Raw genomic sequence first — 19,115 nt, 5'->3', positions numbered from 1 at the left:
ACCGATCCCAACGTCATGTACTACATCACCGTGTACAACGAGCCGATCAGCCAGCCCAAGGCACCGGAGAACATCGACGTCGAGGGCATCAACAAGGGCATCTACCTGCTCAAGAAGAGCGAACACGACGGGCCCCGCACCCAGCTGCTGGCCTCCGGCGTGTCCGTCCCCTGGGCCCTGGAAGCCGCACAGATCCTCGCCGAAGAATGGGGCGTCGCCGCCGATGTCTGGTCCGTGACCTCCTGGACCGAACTGCGCCGCGACGGTTTGGCCGCGGAGGAAGAATCCTTCCTTCACCCCGAACGCGAAGCCCGTGTTCCCTACATCACCGCCAAAATGGCTGATGCGCAGGGACCGGTCATCGCCGTCACCGACTACATGAAGGCCGTCCCGGACCAGGTGCGCCAGTTCCTGCCCAACGACTTCGCAACCCTCGGTGCCGACGGCTTCGGCTTCTCCGACACCCGCCAAGCCGCACGGCGCTACTTCAAGATCGACTCCCACTCCGTGGTGGTCCGCACCCTGCAAATGCTCGCCAAGCAGGGCAAGATCGATCCCAACGCAGCCGCCCAGGCAGCCGCAAAGTACGACCTCCTCAACGTCAACGCCGGCACCACCGGCAACGCAGGCGGAGAAGGCTAACCTTCCACGAATGAGGGGTGGTTGCTGCCACCGGGAATCTTTCCCGGTGGCAGCAACCACCCCTTTTCTGCGTTCGCCGTGAGGGTGAAGGGTGGGCAAAATAGCAGCCCGGCGGAACGGGGCCAAATCACCAAATTGTTGGCTGCCACAATCCCGAATCACCCGCATATGTAGCACCCTTTGTGCAAAGGTGGCTTCATGTCCTACGATCTCTCCGTCTATGCCACAGCGCCCTTGGGCCTTGACGGGTTGTTGGCGCTGGTGCGCAGCACGGCAGGGCTCGACGGCGACCCTTCCGGCGGGGCTGACTCGTTGATGGTGGTTCGCGGCGCACGCCGAAAAGTCCGCCCGGAAGCTAGCCAAAGCCACCGCCGGCGCCATGCTGGATGAACAAACAGAGGAAGTGTGGCCCAAGGCCAAGTGCAGCCGCGTGGCTTGGCTACCCAACACATACCCCGTATTTCAAAGGTCTGTACCCGTTTGCATTGGGATCGATGGATGGGGAACGCGGTCGTACGACCGGCTGCCCGGACACCGTGAACAACATGGTGACCACCTCTTACACGTGCTGGCGGAGAAACCCATCGACCGGGACCAACTCGCAGCCCTGCTCCCGGATCCGTCCCAGCCCTGGATCCCACGGGCGCTCGCGACGCCCTGCACCCATTGACCACAGCAGTTCACCCGAGAAAGCAAGGAACCCACAGCATGGCTTTTTTCAGCAGGAAACCCAAGGAACTCGACGCGACCTTCCCGCAGCTGACGCTGCAGCAGGGTGTGAAGATGCGCCAGGTATGCGCCGAGGTCCTGAACGGCATGGGGTACGGCGTCGAGGTTGCCGATGACCACGTCGTCACATCCGACGGGCGCATGTACGGCCTGGAAACAGTGGCCCGGACACTTCCCAACGCCCCCGAGCGGGAATGGAAGCCCATGCTGGAGGACTACTTCGCACGGATGACCGCCAAGGCCGCCGGATCCATCATCGATGCGATGCCCGAGGAAGAGCTGCTGGCCCGGACCCGGGCGAAGATCATCGATCCGGCCATGATCACCGAGGAGGAAGGCGAACGCCACTACAAGTACACCCAATGGGTTGGCTTGCTTCCCCTCGTCATGGCGTACGACGGAGAGGAAACCGTCAACTACCTGCGGGACGACCACGTGGAACGCATCGGCGAGGACCTTGCCTGGAAGACCGCCTGGGCAAACTTGCTCGCCGAGGGCACCGGCACGCCCCAACAGGCCACCGACGGCGACGGCGGAACCTTTCTGGGCATCATGTCCGAGTCCATCTTCCAGTCGACCTGGCTGGCCTACCCGGCAGAGCTCCTTGCTGCCCTCAAGCTGACGGCCGGTCCCCTGGGGATGTTCATGACCGTCCCGTCCGCATCGGCGCTGAACCTGCATGTCATCACCGATGACACGGGTTTGGCCGACCTGCTGTTCATGACACGCGTAACGCGCGCCCAGTACGACGACATGGCCCACCCCCTGAGCCCGCACGTCTACTGGTGGAATGGTGGCCCTGTCCAGCCCATCACGAGTGTCGTGGACGGCGAACTGGCCATGACGCTCCCCGACGAACTCGAACACCTCGTGGCCCGCTAAGGGGTTGAAAGCCGGGCCGGTGCTGTTTCGGGGGAATCAAGCACCGGCCCGGCCTCCATTCAATCGGCGCCGGGAGGGTCTCACTGCTCGCGGGCCAATCGGTGTCCAGCCCTGCCGTCGCCGGGGGCGCAACGGCAGAAGCTGGTGGGGCGGTGTTGTTTTCCACGCTGGCTCTGCCAACTGGTCCGGGGGAGGGACAAACAACACCACCAACACCTAGAGAGTGTCGAAACGTGAAATCGTGACGCCATTTTGGACCCGTAATTCACAAGGTGGCTCCCCAACATGAAGGCCCGGCCGCGCAATGCGGCCGGGCCTTGACGTTTCTGCAGAACAGCTAGTTGCGGTTGAGTTCCTCGGAGATGACCTGGGCCGCCTGGCGCAGCACCGGAATGGCACGCTCGGAGAAGGCAAAGTCCACACGCTGCACGGGGCCGGAGACCGAGATGGCCGTGGGCGTGGGCGAGTTGGGCACGGCCATGGCGAAGCAGCGCACGCCCAGTTCCTGCTCTTCCTCATCAATGGAGTAGCCGCGTTCCCGGATGAGGGCCAGGTCCGCCAGGAGCTCCTCAATGGTTCCGATGCTCTTGCTCGTGGGACGCGGCATGCCCTGGCGGGCAATGATGCCGCGCACGGTGTCGTCGTCGAGCTGGGCCAGCAGCGCCTTGCCCACGCCGGTGTCGTGCGTGTGCGCCCGGCGGCCCACCTCGGTGAACATCCGCATGGAGTGGGGTGAGGGAACCTGGGCAATGTAAATGACCATGTCGTCGTCCAGCACCGCCATGTTGGCGGTTTCGCCCAGCTGGTCCACGAGCGACTTCAGCTGCGGCTGGGCCAGCGCACCGAGTTGCCTCGTGGCGCCCTCGCCCAGGCGGATCAGGCGCGGCCCCAAGGCATAGCGCCGGCTCGGCAGCTGGCGGATGTACCCCAGTGCAACGAGTGTCCGCAGCAACCTGTGGATCGTGGGAAGGGGCAGGTCGGTCGAGGATGACAGCTCGCTGAGCGTCACGTTTCCGCCTGCGTTGGTTATGAGTTCAAGCAGTTCGAAAACGCGTTCCACGGACTGTACGCCGCCGCTCGCCTTTGCTGCCATGGGTCCGACTCCTAAATTTTTGACGGTGCCAGTACTTATCCGCATGGTGACACGGATATTTCACTGATCTCAACTTACCTCACGGCGCCGCCGTTGAAGTGAAGTTGCTCGTGGGCTTGAAATTCCACCAGATAGATAATAATATCCATAATACGAAAACATCTCGTACATGTCGACAGCCCCTCGGGGCCCAAGCTAAGGAAATTCAATGGCGAATCCCAGTCCCGGCAACTCAATCACCCTGCGCGTCACCGCACCCTCCAGCTTCACCGTCACCAGCGAACTGGCATCCGCCGTCGCGGCGGCCGGCGCTTCGGTCACGGCACTGGACGTCACGGAGTCACACCACGAGCGCATCGTTGTTGACATCACCGCCAACACCACCGACGACGCCCACGCCGACCGCGTCAAGGCCGCACTGGACGCACTCGAGGGTGTAACTGTCCAGCACGTCTCCGACCGCACCTTCCTGATGCACCTCGGCGGCAAGCTGGAGGTCGTCCCCAAGGTTGCCCTGCGCAACCGTGACGACCTCTCCCGTGCCTACACCCCCGGCGTCGCCCGCGTTTGCATGGCCATCTATGAGGACCCCGAGGCCGCACGCAACCTCACGGTCAAGCGCAACACCATTGCAGTGCTGACCGACGGTTCCGCAGTCCTGGGCCTGGGCAACATTGGCCCGGCCGCGGCACTGCCCGTCATGGAAGGCAAGGCGGCGCTGTTCAAGCAGTTCGCCAACGTTGACGCCTGGCCGGTCTGCCTGGACACCCAGGACACCGAGGAGATCATCATGATCGCCAAGGCCATGGCCCCCGTTTACGGCGGCATCAACCTCGAGGACATCGCCGCCCCCCGCTGCTTCGAAATTGAGAAGCGCCTCCGCGACGAGCTGGACATCCCGGTCTTCCACGATGACCAGCACGGCACGGCCATCGTGACCCTTGCGGCCCTGGCCAACGCCCTGAAGGTCGTTGAGAAGAAGATCCAGGACGTCAAGATTGTTGTTGCGGGTGTCGGTGCCGCAGGCAACGCCATCATCCAGCTCCTCATCGCCCAGGGCGCCACCAACATCGTGGCCTGCGGCCGCAGCGGCTCCGTCCACCGCAATGAGACCCACACCGATGAGCACCGCGCCTGGCTGGCCGAGAACACCAACCCGGACAACTTCGACGGCACCCTGCACGAGGCCATGACCGGCGCCGACGTCTTCATCGGCGTCAGCGGCCCCAACGTCCTGGGCGAAGAGCAGATTGCCGCCATGGCGGACAAGGCGATTGTCTTCGCCATGGCCAACCCCACCCCCGAGGTGGACCCGGTCATCGCAGCCCGCCACGCCGCCGTCGTCGCAACCGGCCGCAGCGACTTCCCCAACCAGATCAACAACGTGCTGGCTTTCCCCGGCTTCTTCCGCGGACTGCTGGATGCGGGCGTGTCGGACATCACACCGAATATGCTGGTGGCAGCCGCCGAGGCCATTGCCAACCGTGTCTCTGACGACGAACTGAACGCCAGCTACATCATCCCGAGCGTTTTCGACCCGCATGTGGCCGGCGACGTCGCTTCCGCAGTCGCTGCCGCCGCTGCAAGCAACACCACCGAAAGGACCCAGTCATGAGCACCTCAACCGTCACAGTCACGGATGCCAACCCCATCCCCCGTGCAGCGGAAATCCTCACCGACGACGCACTTGCCTTCGTTGCCGAGCTGAACCGCCGGTTCAACCCGGTCCGCACCGAACTGCTGGAAGCCCGCGGCGTCAAGCGCGCCAAGGTCGCAGAAACCGGCAAGCTGGACTTCCTGCCGGAAACATTGAACGTCCGCGAGGGCGACTGGAAGGTTGCCCCCGCACCGGCGGCCCTGACCGATCGCCGCGTCGAGATGACCGGCCCCGCCTCCCCCGCCAAGATGGCCATCAACGCCCTCAACTCCGGCGCCAAGGTGTGGCTGGCCGACATGGAGGATGCCGCCACCCCCCTGTGGGAGAACGTGGTGGATGCCGTGTTGAACCTGCGCGACGCCGCCCTCGGCACCCTGTCCTACACCTCCCCCGAGGGCAAGGAATACCGCCTCCGCACGGATGCGCCCCTGGCCGTTGTGGTCACCCGCCCCCGCGGCTGGCACCTTGAGGAGCGCCACATCCTTCTCGACGGCGAACCCACCTCGGGTGCGTTGGTGGACTTTGGCCTGCACTTCTTCCACACGGCCAAGGCACTGCTGGCCAACGGCCACGGCCCGTACTACTACCTGCCGAAGATGGAAAGCCACCTTGAGGCACGTCTCTGGAATGACATATTTGTCTTCGCCCAGGACTACCTCGGCATCCCCCAGGGAACCATCCGCGCCACGGTGCTCATCGAGACCATCCCGGCCGCCTTTGAAATGGACGAAATCCTCTACGAGCTGCGCGACCACGCCGCCGGCCTGAACGCCGGCCGCTGGGACTACCTGTTCAGCATCATCAAGTACTTCCGCGACGCCGGCAGCGCCTTCACCCTGCCGGACCGTGCACAGGTGGCCATGACGGCACCGTTCATGCGCGCCTACACCGAGCTCCTGGTCAAGACCTGCCACCACCGCGGCGCCTTCGCCATGGGCGGCATGGCGGCTGTCATCCCGAACCGCCGGGAACCGGAAGTCACCGCAGCCGCCTTTGACAAGGTCCGCAATGACAAGACCCGTGAGGCCAACGACGGCTTCGACGGCTCCTGGGTTGCCCACCCGGACCTGGTGCCCATCTGCCAGGAGGTATTCGACGCCGTGCTCGGCGAGCGCCCCAACCAGCTGGACAAGCAGCGTCCCGAGGTCAGCGTCACCGCCGACCAGCTGCTGGACGTTGCCTCGGCCGCAGGGGAAGCCACCGAGGCCGGCCTGCGCCTGAACCTCTATGTCGCCGTCGCCTACACGGCCGTCTGGATTTCCGGCAACGGCGCAGTCGCCATCCACAACCTCATGGAAGATGCCGCCACGGCGGAAATTTCCCGTTCACAGGTGTGGCAGCAGATCCGCAACCAGGTCAAGCTCGCCGACACCGGCAACACCGTCACCCGCGAACTCGTGGAAACAATCCTCGCTGAGGAAACGGCCAAGCTGCGCGGCGAGGTTGGCGAAGAAGCATTCGCCAAGTACTACAAGCCGGCCAGTGACCTGATCGCAGACATCTGCCTCTCCGAGGACTACACGGACTTCCTGACCATCCCGGCCTACGAACTGGTGGGCTAGAAATGGCCGCCAAACTTTCACTTTCTGACGCGGACCTGGCCCGGATCGACGACTCCCTCGCCGAAACCGATGCGCTGCTGGAACGCAACTACTCGGGCGATGACGGCAGCCGCCAGCCTGTGCACACCGTTTACGTGCCGGCCGACAAGTTCACCCCCACCCTGGCAGCAGACTGGGGCAACGAGGCACTTGCCCTGGCCAACGACCATGGTGGATTGGAACGCCTGGGCGCACTGCTGGGCCAGGACGATGAGCTGGCAGCCGCCGTGGCCCCCCGGGTTGCAGCCAAGCTGGCGGCGGAACCCATTGAGGATCTGCGCCTGGACTTCGAGGACGGCTACGGTAACCGTGGCGACGAGGCAGAGGACGCTGCGGCAGTCACCGCCGCCCGCGCCGTGAACACGGCAGTTGCCCAGGGCACGGCCCCGCCGTTCATCGGCATCCGCTTCAAGTGCTTCGAGGCCCCCACCCGGGCCCGCGGCATCCGCACCCTGGACCTGTTTGTCTCCACCCTGGTGGAGACCGGCGGCCTGCCGGACGGGCTCATCCTGACCCTGCCCAAGGTCACCACCGTTGACCAGGTGCGGGCCATGGACTTTGCCGTCAGCCGCCTGGAGCAGATCCACGGCCTTCCTGCCGGCCGGCTCCGCTTCGAGGTGCAGATTGAAACCCCGCAGATCATCCTGGCCGCCGACGGCACCTCGCCGGTGGCACGCCTGGCCCACGAGATCCCGGGCCGGATCAGCGGACTGCACTACGGCACCTACGACTACAGCGCCTCGCTGGAGATCTCCGCCGGCTACCAGTCCATGGAGCACCCCGTGGCGGACTTCGCCAAGGAAGTCATGCAGCTCGCGGTGGCCGGAACGGGCATCCGCCTCTCCGACGGCTCCACCAACGTCATCCCCATGGGCGACGGCGTGGAGTCCGCCTGGGCGCTGCACGGCCGCCTGGTGCGCCGCTCCCTGGAGCGCGGCTACTACCAAGGCTGGGACATGCACGCAGCCCAGCTGCCCAGCCGCTTCAGCGCAGCCTATGCGTTCTACCGCGAGGGTCTGCCGGCTGCGGCAGCGCGCCTGCGCAATTACGTGGAGCAGACGCCGGGCGCCGTCATGGACGAGCCCGCAACTGCCCGCGCACTGGCCAACTTCGTACTTCGCGGAGTGGTCTGCGGCGCCGTGGGCGCCGACGAGGTTGCCGCGCTGACAGGCATCGACATTCCCCAGCTGACCGCATTGGCGCACCCGCGGCTGGCACAAACCGTTTCCAAGTAAGGAGCAAGCGATGACTGAAAAGTATTTCTACCCCAAGGGCGGCCTGCCGCCGCAGACGCACCTCACCACGGAACGCGCCATTGTCACGGAGGCCTACACGGTCATCCCCAAGGGCGTCATGACGGACATTGTGACCAGCACGCTGCCGGGCTTCTCCAAGTCCCGTTCCTGGATCCTGGCCCGCCCCATCTCCGGCTTCGCCACCACCTTCTCCCAGCTCATCGTGGAGATTGCACCGGGCGGCGGCGCACCCATCGCCGAGTTCGAAGCCGGCGTTGAAGGCGTGGTCTTCGTGACCAAGGGCAAGGTCAACCTGACCCTCGACGGCGAACTGCACCAGCTCGAGGAGGGCGGCTACGCCTACCTCGCCGCCGGCGCCACCTGGGGCCTGGAAAACGTCTCCGATGACATCGTCTCTTTCCAGTGGATCCGCAAGGCCTACGAGCGCCTCGAGGGCTACGAGGCCAAGTCGTTCGTGACCAGCGACGCCGAGGTGGAACCCACGGCCATGCCGGACACCAACGGCGCCTGGAAGACCACCCGTTTCACGGACTCCTCCGACCTGGCCCACGACATGCAGGTCAACATCGTCACGTTCCAGCCGGGCGGCGTCATCCCGTTCCCGGAAACCCACGTCATGGAGCACGGCCTGTACGTCCTTGAGGGCAAGGCCATGTACCTGCTCAACAACGACTGGGTCGAGGTGGAGGCCGGCGACTTCATGTGGCTGCGCGCCTTCTGCCCGCAGGCCTGCTACGCCGGCGGCCCGGGCGAGTTCCGCTACCTCCTGTACAAGGACATGAACCGCCAGATCCGCCTCACCTAGAAACTTTTCCGGCCCCGCTCTCTTGCCACTACTTGCGGCGTGGGGCCGGTCAGGAAACAGCGCCTGCCGGCGCTTTCCACACCTTCGTTGACGAACCGGGTGCGGAAGGCGCAGGCGGGCGCTTTTTTGTGCCCGGGCCCGCAGGGCAGGGGCATTGACAGCGCTGTTAGGGTCACAGCATGGATGAAAAAATGGGGACGTTCATCACGGATTTTGGCGCGCTTGTCCGTTTGGCGCAGGCCACCGCGCAACCAATCGAAGGCGGCGACGAGCTGCTGCAGGCCCTTACCGGCCATCTGGGTGTGCGCCCGAAGGAACTCTCGGTGGTGGTGGAGGAAATCCCGGCCCACCGCCTTGCGGACGTGGACATCCTGCTCGAAGACATCGCCGGACGGGATCCCAACGCCCGCCTTGTGGGAATAGGGGGTGGCGAGCAACGCAACCACATGTCCCTGAGCGACATTGTCCAGCACGCCCAAATGTACGCAGCATTCCCGCTGGCCCCGCCTGACTACACAAACCAGCCCGTTGGCCCCGATGAGCAACGCCAAACAGTTGCACTGGGACTGAGGCTTTTCCGCTACGACGGTGTAGCCATCGCCGTGCTCCAGCGTGAGGCCAAGCCGAACTTTGGCCGCCAACTTGCCACCCTGGAGGTACTCGCGGCAAAACCTGCGGACACCGCAGCGTTTTTGGCGGAGGTGCGCCGACGGATGGAGCACGAAAGCGTGTTCAAGGGCCAGATCATTTCCCTCCAAGTCAGTGAGTATGGCCCCAGCATGGGCGGTGTGACGTTCATCCGGCGTCCGGAACTGGACCGGGCGGACATCATCTTGCCCCACGGTGTCCTGGCCCGGGTCGAAGACCACACCCTGGGCATCAGCCGCCAGGGGCAGGACTTGAAGGCGCATGGCCAGCACCTCAAGCGCGGCCTGCTCCTCTACGGACCGCCCGGAACCGGGAAAACACACACCGTCCGCTACCTGTTGGGCCAAAGCGCGGGCACCACGGCCGTGCTTCTTTCCGGGGGCGCCCTGGCCCGTATCTCCGAGGCGGCCAAGTTGGCCCGTGCCCTGGCTCCGTCAATCGTGGTCCTGGAGGATTGCGACCTCATCGCCGAAGACAGAAGCTTTGGGCATGGCCCGCAACCCCTGTTGTTTGAGGTCCTCGACGCCATGGATGGCCTGGACAGCGATTCCGACGTTGCCTTTGTGCTGACCACCAACCGCGTTGACATGCTCGAGCGGGCGCTGGCCCAGAGGCCCGGCAGGGTGGATCTGGCCGTGGAAATCCCCATGCCCGTTGAGCACGAACGCCTGGCCTTGTTGCAGCTGTACGCCCGCAACCTCGGCTTCTCGGCGTCGGCACTTGAGGCAGCTGCCGCGCAGACGGACGGCACCACGGCGTCCCTGGCCAAGGAACTGATCCGGCGCGCCGTGGTGGCAGCCTCGCTGGCCGGGGACGTTCCCGGCGATTCCCACCTGGCCGCCGCTGCACAACAGCTCATGGACGACAGTTCAGCCCTCACCCGCAGCCTCCTTGGCAGCGGAAAGGACACCCGCGGCCCGGACTTCCCCGGCCGCTAGGGCAGGCATTGTCCTGGCGCCCCCTTCCACTTTCCGCACCTTGGTTGACGAACCGGGTGCGGAAGGCGCAGGCGGGCGCTTTTTTGTGCCCGGACCCGGCCCTGTGCCCCTCGCCACATCAACTCGCCGCCTCCCCTTGACTACTGGCCGCACCTTGCCTAAACTTTTCATAAAGCAGAAACTTAATTCCATGAAGTGAAAAAGTGGAATGAAGCACACGGAACACAGACGTTCCCTTGGAAGGACTTACGATGACGTACACAGTGAATTGCTCCATCCTCCTGACGGAGCTGCCCCTGCTTGAGCGCGCGGCCGCAGCAAAGGCAGCCGGCTTTGACGCCGTCGAGTTCTGGTGGCCCTTCGCCACCTCCGTTCCCGGCGATGCCGAGGTCACCGCGTTCGAGCGCTCCATCACCGAAGCAGGCGTGCAGCTGACCGGCCTGAACTTCAACGCCGGGGACATGCCCGCAGGCGACCGCGGACTGGTCTCCTGGATTGGCCGCGAAGCCGAATTCAAGGACAACATCGACGTTGTCGCAGGAATCGGCGAGCGCCTGGGCTGCAAGGCCTTCAACGCCCTCTACGGCAACCGCCAGGACGGGCAGGATCCCGCAGCACAGGACGCCCTGGCCGTGGAAAACCTGGTGGCAGCCGCCCGCGGCATCGCAGCCATCGGCGGAACCGTCCTGCTGGAACCGGTCTCCGGAACCCCCGCATACCCGATCAAGAGCGCCGCAGACGCGCTTGCGGTCATCGCCAAGACCCAGGCGGCCGGCGTCGACAACGTCAAGCTGCTTGCAGACTTCTACCACCTGTCCGTCAACGGCGACGACGTGGCGGCAGTCATTGAGCAGCACGCCAAGGACTTCGGCCACATCCAGATTGCCGACAACCCCGGCCGCGGCGCACCCGGCACCGGCACCCTCCCCCTCGGCGAGTGGATCAGCCGCAGCCGCGAACTTGGCTACACCGGGGCGATCGGCCTCGAGTACAAGTCCCCCGCAGCGGACGCCTTCACCTGGGCCATCCGCCAGCCCGCCTAAACGGCAAACACCCCCCCCACACACTTTCACTTCACATAAGGATTCAACATGACAAACGTTGCAGTTATCGGTCTCGGCATCATGGGCCTGCCCATGGCAGTCAACCTGGTCAAGGCCGGCCACACGGTCACCGGCTTCAACCGCAGCCAGGGCGCCATTGACAAGCTCGTCGCAGCAGGCGGCAACGGCGCCACCAGCATTGCCGACGCCGTCAAGGACGCCGACGCCATCATCACCATGGTCCCGGACTCCCCCGACGTTGAGGCAGTTGTGGGCGGCGCCGACGGCGTCTTCGCCAACGCCCGCAAGGGTGCCCTGTGGATCGACGCCAGCTCCATCCGGCCCGACGTGGCCAAGCGCCTCTCCGCCGACGCCGTTGCAGCGGGCATCCGCCCCCTGGACGGCCCGGTGTCCGGTGGCGAGCAGGGCGCGATCGACGGCGTGCTGTCCATCATGGTCGGCGGCGACGCCAAGGACTTTGCCGACGCCGGTGAAGTGCTCGAAGCCGTGGGCAAGACCATCGTCCACGTGGGCCCCTCCGGCTCCGGCCAGACAGTCAAGGCAGCCAACCAGCTGATCGTGGCAGTGAACATCCAGGCACTCTCCGAGGCGATCGTCTTCCTTGAGGCCTACGGCGTCGACACCGACGCAGCACTGAAGGTCCTCGGTGGCGGCCTGGCCGGCTCCAAGGTCCTGGACCAGAAGGGCCAGAAGATGCTCGACCGCAACTTCGAGCCCGGATTCCGCCTGGCCCTGCACAACAAGGATCTCGGCATTGTCACCGCGGCAGCCCGCGAGGCCGGCGTCACCGTCCCCCTCGGCGCAGCTGTTGCACAGCTCGTCTCCGCAATGGTGGCCCAGGGCGACGGCGCCCTTGACCACTCAGGCCTCTTCAAGCAGGCCGCGGCACTCTCCGGGCGCAAGTAGCCCCTTCCCCAGCAACACCCGGCCCGCCTGGGCCACCCACCACAGACTTTCAAGGAGCACACAATGACTAAAATGCGCAGCGTTGACGCAGCCATCCTGATCCTGGAGAAGGAGGGCGCCACCGAGGTGTTCGGCCTCCCCGGCGCAGCCATCAACCCCTTCTATGCAGCCATGCGCGACCACGGCGGCATCAACCACACGCTGGCCCGCCACGTCGAGGGCGCCTCACACATGGCCGACGGCTACTCCCGTGCCGCCAAGGGCAACATCGGCATCTGCACCGGCACCTCCGGCCCCGCAGGCACCGACATGATCACCGGGCTCTACGCAGCCTGGGCCGACTCCGTGCCGATCCTGTGCATCACCGGCCAGGCCCCCGTGGCCAAGCTGCACAAGGAAGACTTCCAGGCCGTGGACATTGAGACCATTGCCGCACCGCTGACCAAGATGGCCATGACCATCAAGGAGCCCGGCCAGATCCCGGGTGCCTTCCAGAAGGCCTTCTACCTGATGCGCTCCGGCCGTCCGGGCCCGGTCCTGCTGGACCTGCCCATCGACGTCCAGATGGCCGAGATTGAATTCGACATCGACGCCTACGAGCCGATGACCCCCAGCAAGCCCGCTGCCACGCGCAAGCAGGCCGACAAGGCCCTGGACATCCTGCTGGCCGGCAAGCACCCCCTGATCGTTGCCGGCGGCGGCGTCATCAGCGCAGAGGCCTCCGAGCGCCTGGTGGAACTGGCAGAGCTGCTCTCCATCCCGGTCATCCCCACCCTGATGGGCTGGGGCGCCATCCCGGATGACCACCCCCTGATGGCCGGCATGGTTGGCCTGCAGACCTCGCACCGCTACGGCAACGCCACCTTCCTGGAGTCCGACGCCGTCATCGGCATCGGCAACCGCTGGGCCAACCGCCACACGGGCGGGCTGGACACGTACCGCAAGGGCCGCAAGTTCGTCCACATCGACATCGAGCCCACCCAGATCGGCCGCGTGTTCGCACCGGACCTGGGCATCGTCTCCGACGCCGGCGCAGCCCTGGACGCACTGCTGGAAGCCGCCCGCGAGCGCGTTGCCGCAGGCACCGTGCCGGACTACAGCCAGTGGGCCGATGACTGCGCCACCCGCAAGGGCAGCCTGCAGCGCAAGACCCACTTCGACAACGTGCCCATGAAGCCGCAGCGCGTCTACGAGGAGATGAACACGGCCTTCGGCCAGGACACCACCTACGTTTCCACGATTGGCCTGTCCCAGATTGCCGGCGCGCAGATGCTGCACGTCTTCGGCCCGCGCCGCTGGATCAACGCAGGCCAGGCCGGCCCGCTGGGCTGGACCGGCCCCGCTGCCCTGGGCGTTGTCCGCGGCAAGCCCGGCGAGAGCGTTGTTGCCCTGTCCGGCGACTACGACTTCCAGTTCATGATCGAGGAACTGGCCGTCGGCGCACAGTTCAACCTGCCCTACATCCACGTTGTTGTAAACAACTCCTACCTGGGCCTCATCCGCCAGTCGCAGCGCGGCTTCAAGATGGAAGCCCACGTTTCCCTGGCCTTCGAAAACATCAACTCCCCGGAGACCAACGGCTACGGCGTTGACCACATCAAGGTCGCCGAGGGCCTGGGCTGCAAGGCCATCCGCGTTGAGCGCCCCGAGGACATGGCCGGCGCCTTCGCCGAAGCCAAGCGGCTCATGGAAGAGTTCCGCGTTCCGGTTGTTGTCGAGGCCATCCTGGAGAAGGTCACCAATATCTCCATGGGCACCGAGCTGGACAACGTCACCGAGATCGAGGACATTGCCGAGTACGCCACCGACGCACCCACCGCCATCCTGGCGCTGCAGGGCCAGGACTAGCAAGATGCGGGTCATCCTCGCACCGGACAAGTTCAAGGGGTCGCTCTCGGCCCCCGAGGTGGCCCGGCACCTGGCGGAAGGCCTGCGCTCTTCCTACCCCGGCCTGGACATTGAGCTGATGCCCGTGGCCGACGGTGGTGAGGGCACCATCGACGCCGTCGTCGCCGCCGGTTTCACCCGGGTTCAGGCGTCGGTGCAGGGCCCCACCGGCGAGGCCGTACAGGCCGAGTTCGCCGTCCGGGGGGAGGTCGCCGTCATCGAGATGGCGTCGGCCTCCGGGCTGGCCGTCCTGCCGGACGGCCGCCTGGCCCCGCTCGCAGCCTCCACCTACGGCACGGGCCAGCTGGTCAGTGCCGCACTGGACCACGGCTGCACCGACATTGTGCTCGGTGTGGGCGGCAGCGCCTCCACCGACGGCGGCGCAGGAATGCTCGCAGCCCTGGGCGTCACGTTCAAGGACGCTGCCGGCAAGCACCTGCCGCCCGGCGGCGGAGCCCTCGCCACCGTCACAAACATTGACGTCACCGGCCTGGACAAGCGCCTGGGCGGGGTCACCTTCACCCTGGCCAGCGACGTGGACAACCCGCTGCTGGGCCCCGAAGGTGCAGCAGCCATCTTTGGCCCCCAGAAGGGTGCAACCCCGGAACACGTGGCCCACCTGGAAAACGCATTGGAGCGGTACTTCAGGATCATGGCCAACGCCCTCGGCACCGCCGCCGTGGACGCGATTGACGCCCCCGGCGCCGGTGCAGCCGGCGGCACCGGCTATGCGGCCCTGGCCGTGCTGAGCGCAAAGCGGCGCTCAGGCATTGACGTGGTGCTGGGCCTGACCGGCCTGGCCGAACGCCTCCCCGGAGCCAGCCTGGTCATCACCGGCGAAGGCAGCCTCGACGAGCAAAGCCTCTTCGGCAAGGCCCCCATGGGCGTGGGCGCCGCTGCCCGCGCCGCAGGGGTTGCCGTTGTTGCCGTCTGCGGACGCACCACCCTGGACGCCGAAACACTGGCCGGTGCCGGCTTTGCCGGCACGCACGCCTTGACAGATATTGAACCCGACACCAGCCTTTGCATGAAGAACGCCGGTACCCTGCTCGCCCGGATCGGTGCCGCAATTGGCTCGGACCTGGCCCGCAGCGGCCAAGAAAAGGAGATTTCCCATGTCTAGCACAGAAGAAAACGCCCCCCACGGCGGCATTTTTGACCTCGTCTTCCGCGGCCAGCGCGTGCTCACCACCGCCGGCATTGTGCCGCGCGAAGTGGGCGTCCGTGACGGCGTCGTCATTGCCCTTGAGCCGCTTGGCAACAACCTCCAGGGACACAAGGTCATTGAGCTCGCCGACGACGAGACGCTCATCCCCGGCCTGGTGGACAGCCACGTGCACATCAACGAGCCCGGCCGCACGGACTGGGAGGGCTTTGCCTCCGCCACCCGCGCCGCCGCGGCCGGCGGCGTGACCACCGTCATCGACATGCCCCTGAACAGCATCCCGGCCACCACCAACGTTGCAGCCCTTGAGTTGAAGCGCAGCGTCGCGCTTGACCAGGCCTTCGTCGACGTCGGATTCTGGGGCGGTGCCATCCCCGGCAACAAGGCTGACCTGCGCCCCCTGCACGACGACGGCGTGTTCGGCTTCAAGTGCTTCCTGCTCCACTCGGGCGTGGATGAGTTCCCGCCGCTCGATGCGGACGAGATGGAAGCCGACATGGCCGAGCTGAAGTCCTTCGACTCGATCATGATTGTCCACGCCGAGGATTCGCGCGCCATTGACCGCGCCCCCACCGCGGCAGGCGACCATTACGACAAGTTCCTGGCCTCGCGCCCCCGCGGCGCCGAGAACCTTGCCATCGCCGAGGTCATTGAAAGGGCCCGCTGGACGGGGGCACGCGCCCACATCCTGCACCTGAGCTCCTCCGACGCGCTGCCCATGATCGCCAGTGCCCGCCGCGACGGTGTCCGCCTGACAGTGGAAACGTGCCCGCACTACCTCACGCTCATGGCCGAGGAAATCCCCGACGGCGGAACCGCCTACAAGTGCTGCCCGCCCATCCGCGAGGCCTCCAACCGCGAGAAGCTGTGGGAGGGACTCCAGGACGGCACCATCGACTGCATCGTCACCGACCACTCCCCCAGCACCCTGGACTTGAAGGACCTGGAAAACGGCGACTTCGCCGTGGCCTGGGGCGGCGTTTCCTCGCTGCAGCTTGGCTTGTCGCTCATCTGGTCCGAGGCCCGCCACCGCGGCATCGCCCTGGAGCAGGTCATCAAGTGGATGTCCACCGCCCCGGCAGAGCTGGTTGGCCTGCACAAGAAGGGCAAGCTGGCACCGGGCTACGACGCCGACTTCGCCGTGTTTGCCGCCGACGACGCCTTCGTTGTTGACGTCACCAAGCTCAAGCACAAGAACCCCATCACGCCTTACGACGGCCGGGCACTGTCCGGCGTTGTCCGCCGCACCTTCCTGCGCGGTCAGGAAGTCGATTTCCAGACGCCCACCGGCAAGCTCCTGCGCCGCGGCGAGATCACTGTGGATCGGCCGGTCAATGCCTGATTCCGTACTGCTTCCTGCCCTGGGCGAAAGCGTCACGGAAGGCACCGTCACCCGCTGGCTGAAGGCCGTGGGCGAGCTCGTCGCCATCGACGAACCGCTCGTGGAGGTGTCCACCGACAAGGTGGACACTGAGATCCCCTCACCCTTCGCCGGCATCCTGCAAAGCATCGAGGTGGCCGAGGACCAGATCGCGGAGATCGGCGCTGTCCTGGCCATCATCGGGTCTGAGTCGGCGGTCGTGCCCGTCGAGACCCCAACGGTGGTCGAGCTTGGGGCCACGGCGGCGAGGGACCCGCTGCGAGCTGGCGAGCAGGGGGAGCCGCTGGGGAGCGAGACCCCGGCGGCGGCAGTCGCACCCCCGGCGGACCGGGATTCCCTCGGCGACTTTCCGGCCAATCGGCCGCAAGCGGCCTCGGCCTCCCTGACGTCGCCTACGGAAACCCCGGCTCCGCCGGTGGCGGAGACCAAGTCCCCCGGCCTCTACTTCACTCCCCTCGTGCGCAGGCTCGCCCGCCAGCACAAGGTTGACCTGGCCACCGTGGCGGGAACCGGCGTCGGCGGACGGGTCCGCGGCGACGATGTCAGGAAGGCAGCCGCTTCAACTGTTGCAACCCCGTCTACGGCTGTTGTGGCCGTTCCGGCCCCCGCAAAGGCTGCTGCCCCGGCACCGGCCACACTTCGGGGAACAGTGGTGAAGGCGCCGCGGATCCGTGCAGTGATTGCCTCCCGTATGCGTGAATCGCTGAACACCTCCACCCAGCTGACGCAGGTGCACGAGGTGGACGTGACGGCGATCGTGCGGCTGCGGGAACGGACCAAGGGCCAGTTCGCGGCGGTTCATGGCGTGAAGCTGACGTTCCTGCCGTTCATTGCCCAGGCAGTGGCCGAGGCGCTGAAGGCCCACCCCATGCTCAACGCCGAATTCGATGAGGCGGCCGGCAACATCACGTACCACGGCGCGGAGCACCTCGCCTTTGCCGTGGACGCACCGAAGGGGCTCATGGTTCCTGTGGTGCGCGATGCGGGGTCGCTGAACCTTGCCGGCCTGGCCTCAGGGATTGCCGACGTGGCTGCGCGCACGCGCAACGGCTCCATCAAGGCCGAGGAGCTCAATGGCGGCACGTTCTCCATCACCAACATTGGTTCGGTCGGCGCGCTCTTTGACACGCCCATCATCAACCAGCCCCAGGTGGGAATCCTGGGCGTTGGCGCCATCGTCAAGCGGCCCATGGTGGTTGCCGGCGCTGACGGCGAAGACGTGATTGCCATCCGCCACATGATGTACCTGTGCCTGACCTACGACCACCGCCTGGTGGACGGCGCCGATGCCGGCCGCTTCCTGCAGACGGTCTCGGCACGGCTCTCGGCAGGTGCCTTCGAGGCGGAACTCGGCCTGTAACACCCCGACGCCGCATCACTTATGGTCGGTTTTTCCGGAACGCTGTCGCACTCGGTGCGAAAGGGTTCCGGGAAAACCGGCCATTGCTGCGCTGGGGACAGTATTAGAGAAGGGCAGCCGCAAGCAGGGGCGACAACCGCTCGGCCATGATGGCGTAGCCGGCGGTGTCGGGGTGAAGTGTGTCGGGCAGGCGGTCAAGCGCCTCCTGCTCCGTCAGCACCGTGGCACCGTCGATCAGGTGCAGGCGCGCATCCCCGGCATCCTGCAGGGCTGCAACCACATCGGCCGTTGCCTTTCGGTAGTCCGCCAGCGTCCAGCCCACCGCATTTGGCTTGCTTTCCCGCGGTAGCGACAGCACGGGCGTAATGACGGCGATGGGCGTGTCCGGGTGGGCGCGCCGCACGGTGTTGATGAATCCCTGAACCGCAATTGCATACGTGCGTTCGGAAAACGCGGCAGCGTTGTAGCTGTTGATGCCCACGCACAGCGATATGAGGTCCGCCGGGGTCTGCGCAATGGTGCTGGCGGCCAGCGGGTCCAGTTGGCATTCGCCCGCCAGGCCCAGGCACGTCAGCTGCCAGCCATTGTCCGCGGCGACCAGCGCGGGCCACGTCTGCGTCGGGCCGTCGGCCTGCTGGCAGTGGGTAATGGAGCTGCCGTAGGTGATCCAACGCGGTCCCCCGGGGCGCGCAATGGCGACGGATTCGCCGTCGAACGTGGCCTCCTGCAGGCGGAAGTCGCCAAAGTGGGGCAGCCACAGCTCCACAAGTGAGTCGTCCCCCAGCCCCTCCAGCACCACCTCGTGGCGGTGGGAACCGATGGCGGGGAGCCGATGGGTGCGCGTTCCATTGACCACGACGTCGTAGGGGGCACAGTCGGCGGCGCCGTGGCCCGCAATGGTCAGCGTGCCCCCGGCAGTGCGCCAGCCGGTGCGGATTCCGGCGGCCATGGCGGCTCGGTTGGCGAGCAGGTCGGTGAAGGGTGGCAGGTAGCCGGTGGGGTCCAGCCGGGCGAAAACCTGCATGCCCTCGCCGTCGCGCTGGATTGAGTACATTCCGGACCACTGCGCAACAACTGAAACCATGGTTTGATCCTATCGAG

16 protein-coding genes are annotated in these 19,115 nt (G+C 66.0%); 14 read left to right on the top strand and 2 right to left on the bottom strand.

From position 1 onward, the window contains the following. From PCK14_RS18395 to PCK14_RS18385, 3 genes are all read left to right on the top strand, one after another. Positions 1–642, top strand: a 642-nt coding sequence (locus PCK14_RS18395) for a transketolase-like TK C-terminal-containing protein (protein WP_442864760.1), incomplete at its 5' end; no start/stop codon positions are given. A 198-nt stretch (positions 643–840) separates the two neighbouring features. Then, entirely contained in the window at positions 841–1,032 is a 192-nt protein-coding gene (locus PCK14_RS18390; protein WP_269939970.1) for a hypothetical protein, read from the top strand. A gap of 318 nt (positions 1,033–1,350) precedes the next feature. Next, a complete protein-coding gene (locus PCK14_RS18385) occupies positions 1,351–2,253 on the top strand; it encodes a hypothetical protein (RefSeq protein ID WP_269939969.1) in 903 nt (300 codons plus the stop codon). Positions 2,254–2,590: 337 nt separating this feature from the next. Here the strand turns inward: PCK14_RS18385 and PCK14_RS18380 are convergent, their stop codons facing one another. Next, a complete protein-coding gene (locus tag PCK14_RS18380; RefSeq protein ID WP_269939968.1) occupies positions 2,591–3,346 on the bottom strand; it encodes an IclR family transcriptional regulator in 756 nt (251 codons plus the stop codon). Positions 3,347–3,554: 208 nt separating this feature from the next. Between PCK14_RS18380 and PCK14_RS18375 the strand changes: the two genes are divergently transcribed. The 11 genes from PCK14_RS18375 (at position 3,555) to sucB (ending at position 18,014) form a co-directional block, all read left to right on the top strand. Beyond that, the gene (locus PCK14_RS18375) at positions 3,555–4,961 is read left to right on the top strand and encodes an NAD-dependent malic enzyme (RefSeq protein ID WP_269939967.1); all 1,407 of its coding nucleotides are present in this window, start codon (positions 3,555–3,557) and stop codon (positions 4,959–4,961) included. After that, entirely contained in the window at positions 4,958–6,565 is a 1,608-nt protein-coding gene (gene aceB / locus PCK14_RS18370; RefSeq protein WP_269939966.1) for a malate synthase A, read from the top strand. Before PCK14_RS18375 ends, aceB begins: the two co-directional genes overlap by 4 nt. A 2-nt stretch (positions 6,566–6,567) precedes the next feature. Further along, the gene (locus tag PCK14_RS18365; RefSeq protein ID WP_269939965.1) at positions 6,568–7,839 is read left to right on the top strand and encodes a DUF6986 family protein; all 1,272 of its coding nucleotides are present in this window, start codon (positions 6,568–6,570) and stop codon (positions 7,837–7,839) included. Positions 7,840–7,849: 10 nt separating this feature from the next. Next, positions 7,850–8,665 carry a bifunctional allantoicase/(S)-ureidoglycine aminohydrolase gene (locus PCK14_RS18360; RefSeq protein ID WP_269939964.1) on the top strand — a complete coding sequence of 272 codons (816 nt, stop codon included), beginning with the start codon at positions 7,850–7,852 and terminating at the stop codon, positions 8,663–8,665. Positions 8,666–8,844: 179 nt separating this feature from the next. Next, positions 8,845–10,251, top strand: coding sequence for an AAA family ATPase (locus tag PCK14_RS18355; RefSeq protein WP_269939963.1), 1,407 nt, complete (start codon positions 8,845–8,847; stop codon positions 10,249–10,251). A 251-nt stretch (positions 10,252–10,502) separates the two neighbouring features. Further along, positions 10,503–11,294 (top strand): hydroxypyruvate isomerase family protein, encoded by a 792-nt coding sequence (locus PCK14_RS18350; RefSeq protein WP_269939962.1) that lies wholly within the window; start codon positions 10,503–10,505, stop codon positions 11,292–11,294. 48 nt (positions 11,295–11,342) lie between these two features. Next, entirely contained in the window at positions 11,343–12,221 is an 879-nt protein-coding gene (locus PCK14_RS18345) for a 2-hydroxy-3-oxopropionate reductase (RefSeq protein WP_269939961.1), read from the top strand. Positions 12,222–12,284: 63 nt separating this feature from the next. Continuing rightward, complete coding sequence (gcl, locus tag PCK14_RS18340; protein ID WP_269939960.1) at positions 12,285–14,069, top strand: glyoxylate carboligase; 1,785 nt, start codon at positions 12,285–12,287, stop codon at positions 14,067–14,069. Positions 14,070–14,073: 4 nt separating this feature from the next. Then, a complete protein-coding gene (locus tag PCK14_RS18335) occupies positions 14,074–15,231 on the top strand; it encodes a glycerate kinase (protein WP_269939959.1) in 1,158 nt (385 codons plus the stop codon). Continuing rightward, positions 15,224–16,615, top strand: a complete 1,392-nt coding sequence (gene allB, locus PCK14_RS18330) for an allantoinase AllB (RefSeq protein WP_269939958.1) — start codon at positions 15,224–15,226, stop codon at positions 16,613–16,615. The genes PCK14_RS18335 and allB overlap by 8 nt, the downstream gene beginning before the upstream one ends. Further along, positions 16,608–18,014 carry a 2-oxoglutarate dehydrogenase, E2 component, dihydrolipoamide succinyltransferase gene (gene sucB / locus PCK14_RS18325; protein ID WP_269939957.1) on the top strand — a complete coding sequence of 469 codons (1,407 nt, stop codon included), beginning with the start codon at positions 16,608–16,610 and terminating at the stop codon, positions 18,012–18,014. The genes allB and sucB overlap by 8 nt, the downstream gene beginning before the upstream one ends. A 103-nt stretch (positions 18,015–18,117) precedes the next feature. Here sucB and PCK14_RS18320 read toward each other — a convergent pair whose 3' ends face one another. Continuing rightward, entirely contained in the window at positions 18,118–19,098 is a 981-nt protein-coding gene (locus tag PCK14_RS18320; protein WP_269939956.1) for a GDSL-type esterase/lipase family protein, read from the bottom strand. Between the last annotated feature and the right edge of the window lie 17 nt (positions 19,099–19,115).

It is taken from the genome of Arthrobacter sp. HY1533, assembly GCF_027568515.1.
Lineage (GTDB): Bacteria > Actinomycetota > Actinomycetes > Actinomycetales > Micrococcaceae > Specibacter.
Note: the sequence above shows the minus strand (reverse complement) of the source record. Positions and strands in the feature narration are given on the sequence as shown.

Excerpts from the sequence above, each read along its gene's own strand:
- PCK14_RS18350 (WP_269939962.1), top strand. The coding sequence starts at position 10,503 with ATGACGTACACAGTGAATTGCTCCATCCTCCTGACGGAGCTGCCCCTG.
- PCK14_RS18380 (WP_269939968.1), bottom strand. The coding sequence starts at position 3,346 with ATGGCAGCAAAGGCGAGCGGCGGCGTACAGTCCGTGGAACGCGTTTTC.
- PCK14_RS18345 (WP_269939961.1), top strand. The coding sequence starts at position 11,343 with ATGACAAACGTTGCAGTTATCGGTCTCGGCATCATGGGCCTGCCCATG.
- PCK14_RS18365 (WP_269939965.1), top strand. The coding sequence starts at position 6,568 with ATGGCCGCCAAACTTTCACTTTCTGACGCGGACCTGGCCCGGATCGAC.
- allB (WP_269939958.1), top strand. The coding sequence starts at position 15,224 with ATGTCTAGCACAGAAGAAAACGCCCCCCACGGCGGCATTTTTGACCTC.
- PCK14_RS18320 (WP_269939956.1), bottom strand. The coding sequence starts at position 19,098 with ATGGTTTCAGTTGTTGCGCAGTGGTCCGGAATGTACTCAATCCAGCGC.
- PCK14_RS18375 (WP_269939967.1), top strand. The coding sequence starts at position 3,555 with ATGGCGAATCCCAGTCCCGGCAACTCAATCACCCTGCGCGTCACCGCA.
- PCK14_RS18360 (WP_269939964.1), top strand. The coding sequence starts at position 7,850 with ATGACTGAAAAGTATTTCTACCCCAAGGGCGGCCTGCCGCCGCAGACG.
- PCK14_RS18355 (WP_269939963.1), top strand. The coding sequence starts at position 8,845 with ATGGATGAAAAAATGGGGACGTTCATCACGGATTTTGGCGCGCTTGTC.
- sucB (WP_269939957.1), top strand. The coding sequence starts at position 16,608 with ATGCCTGATTCCGTACTGCTTCCTGCCCTGGGCGAAAGCGTCACGGAA.
- PCK14_RS18335 (WP_269939959.1), top strand. The coding sequence starts at position 14,074 with ATGCGGGTCATCCTCGCACCGGACAAGTTCAAGGGGTCGCTCTCGGCC.
- PCK14_RS18385 (WP_269939969.1), top strand. The coding sequence starts at position 1,351 with ATGGCTTTTTTCAGCAGGAAACCCAAGGAACTCGACGCGACCTTCCCG.
- aceB (WP_269939966.1), top strand. The coding sequence starts at position 4,958 with ATGAGCACCTCAACCGTCACAGTCACGGATGCCAACCCCATCCCCCGT.
- PCK14_RS18390 (WP_269939970.1), top strand. The coding sequence starts at position 841 with ATGTCCTACGATCTCTCCGTCTATGCCACAGCGCCCTTGGGCCTTGAC.
- gcl (WP_269939960.1), top strand. The coding sequence starts at position 12,285 with ATGACTAAAATGCGCAGCGTTGACGCAGCCATCCTGATCCTGGAGAAG.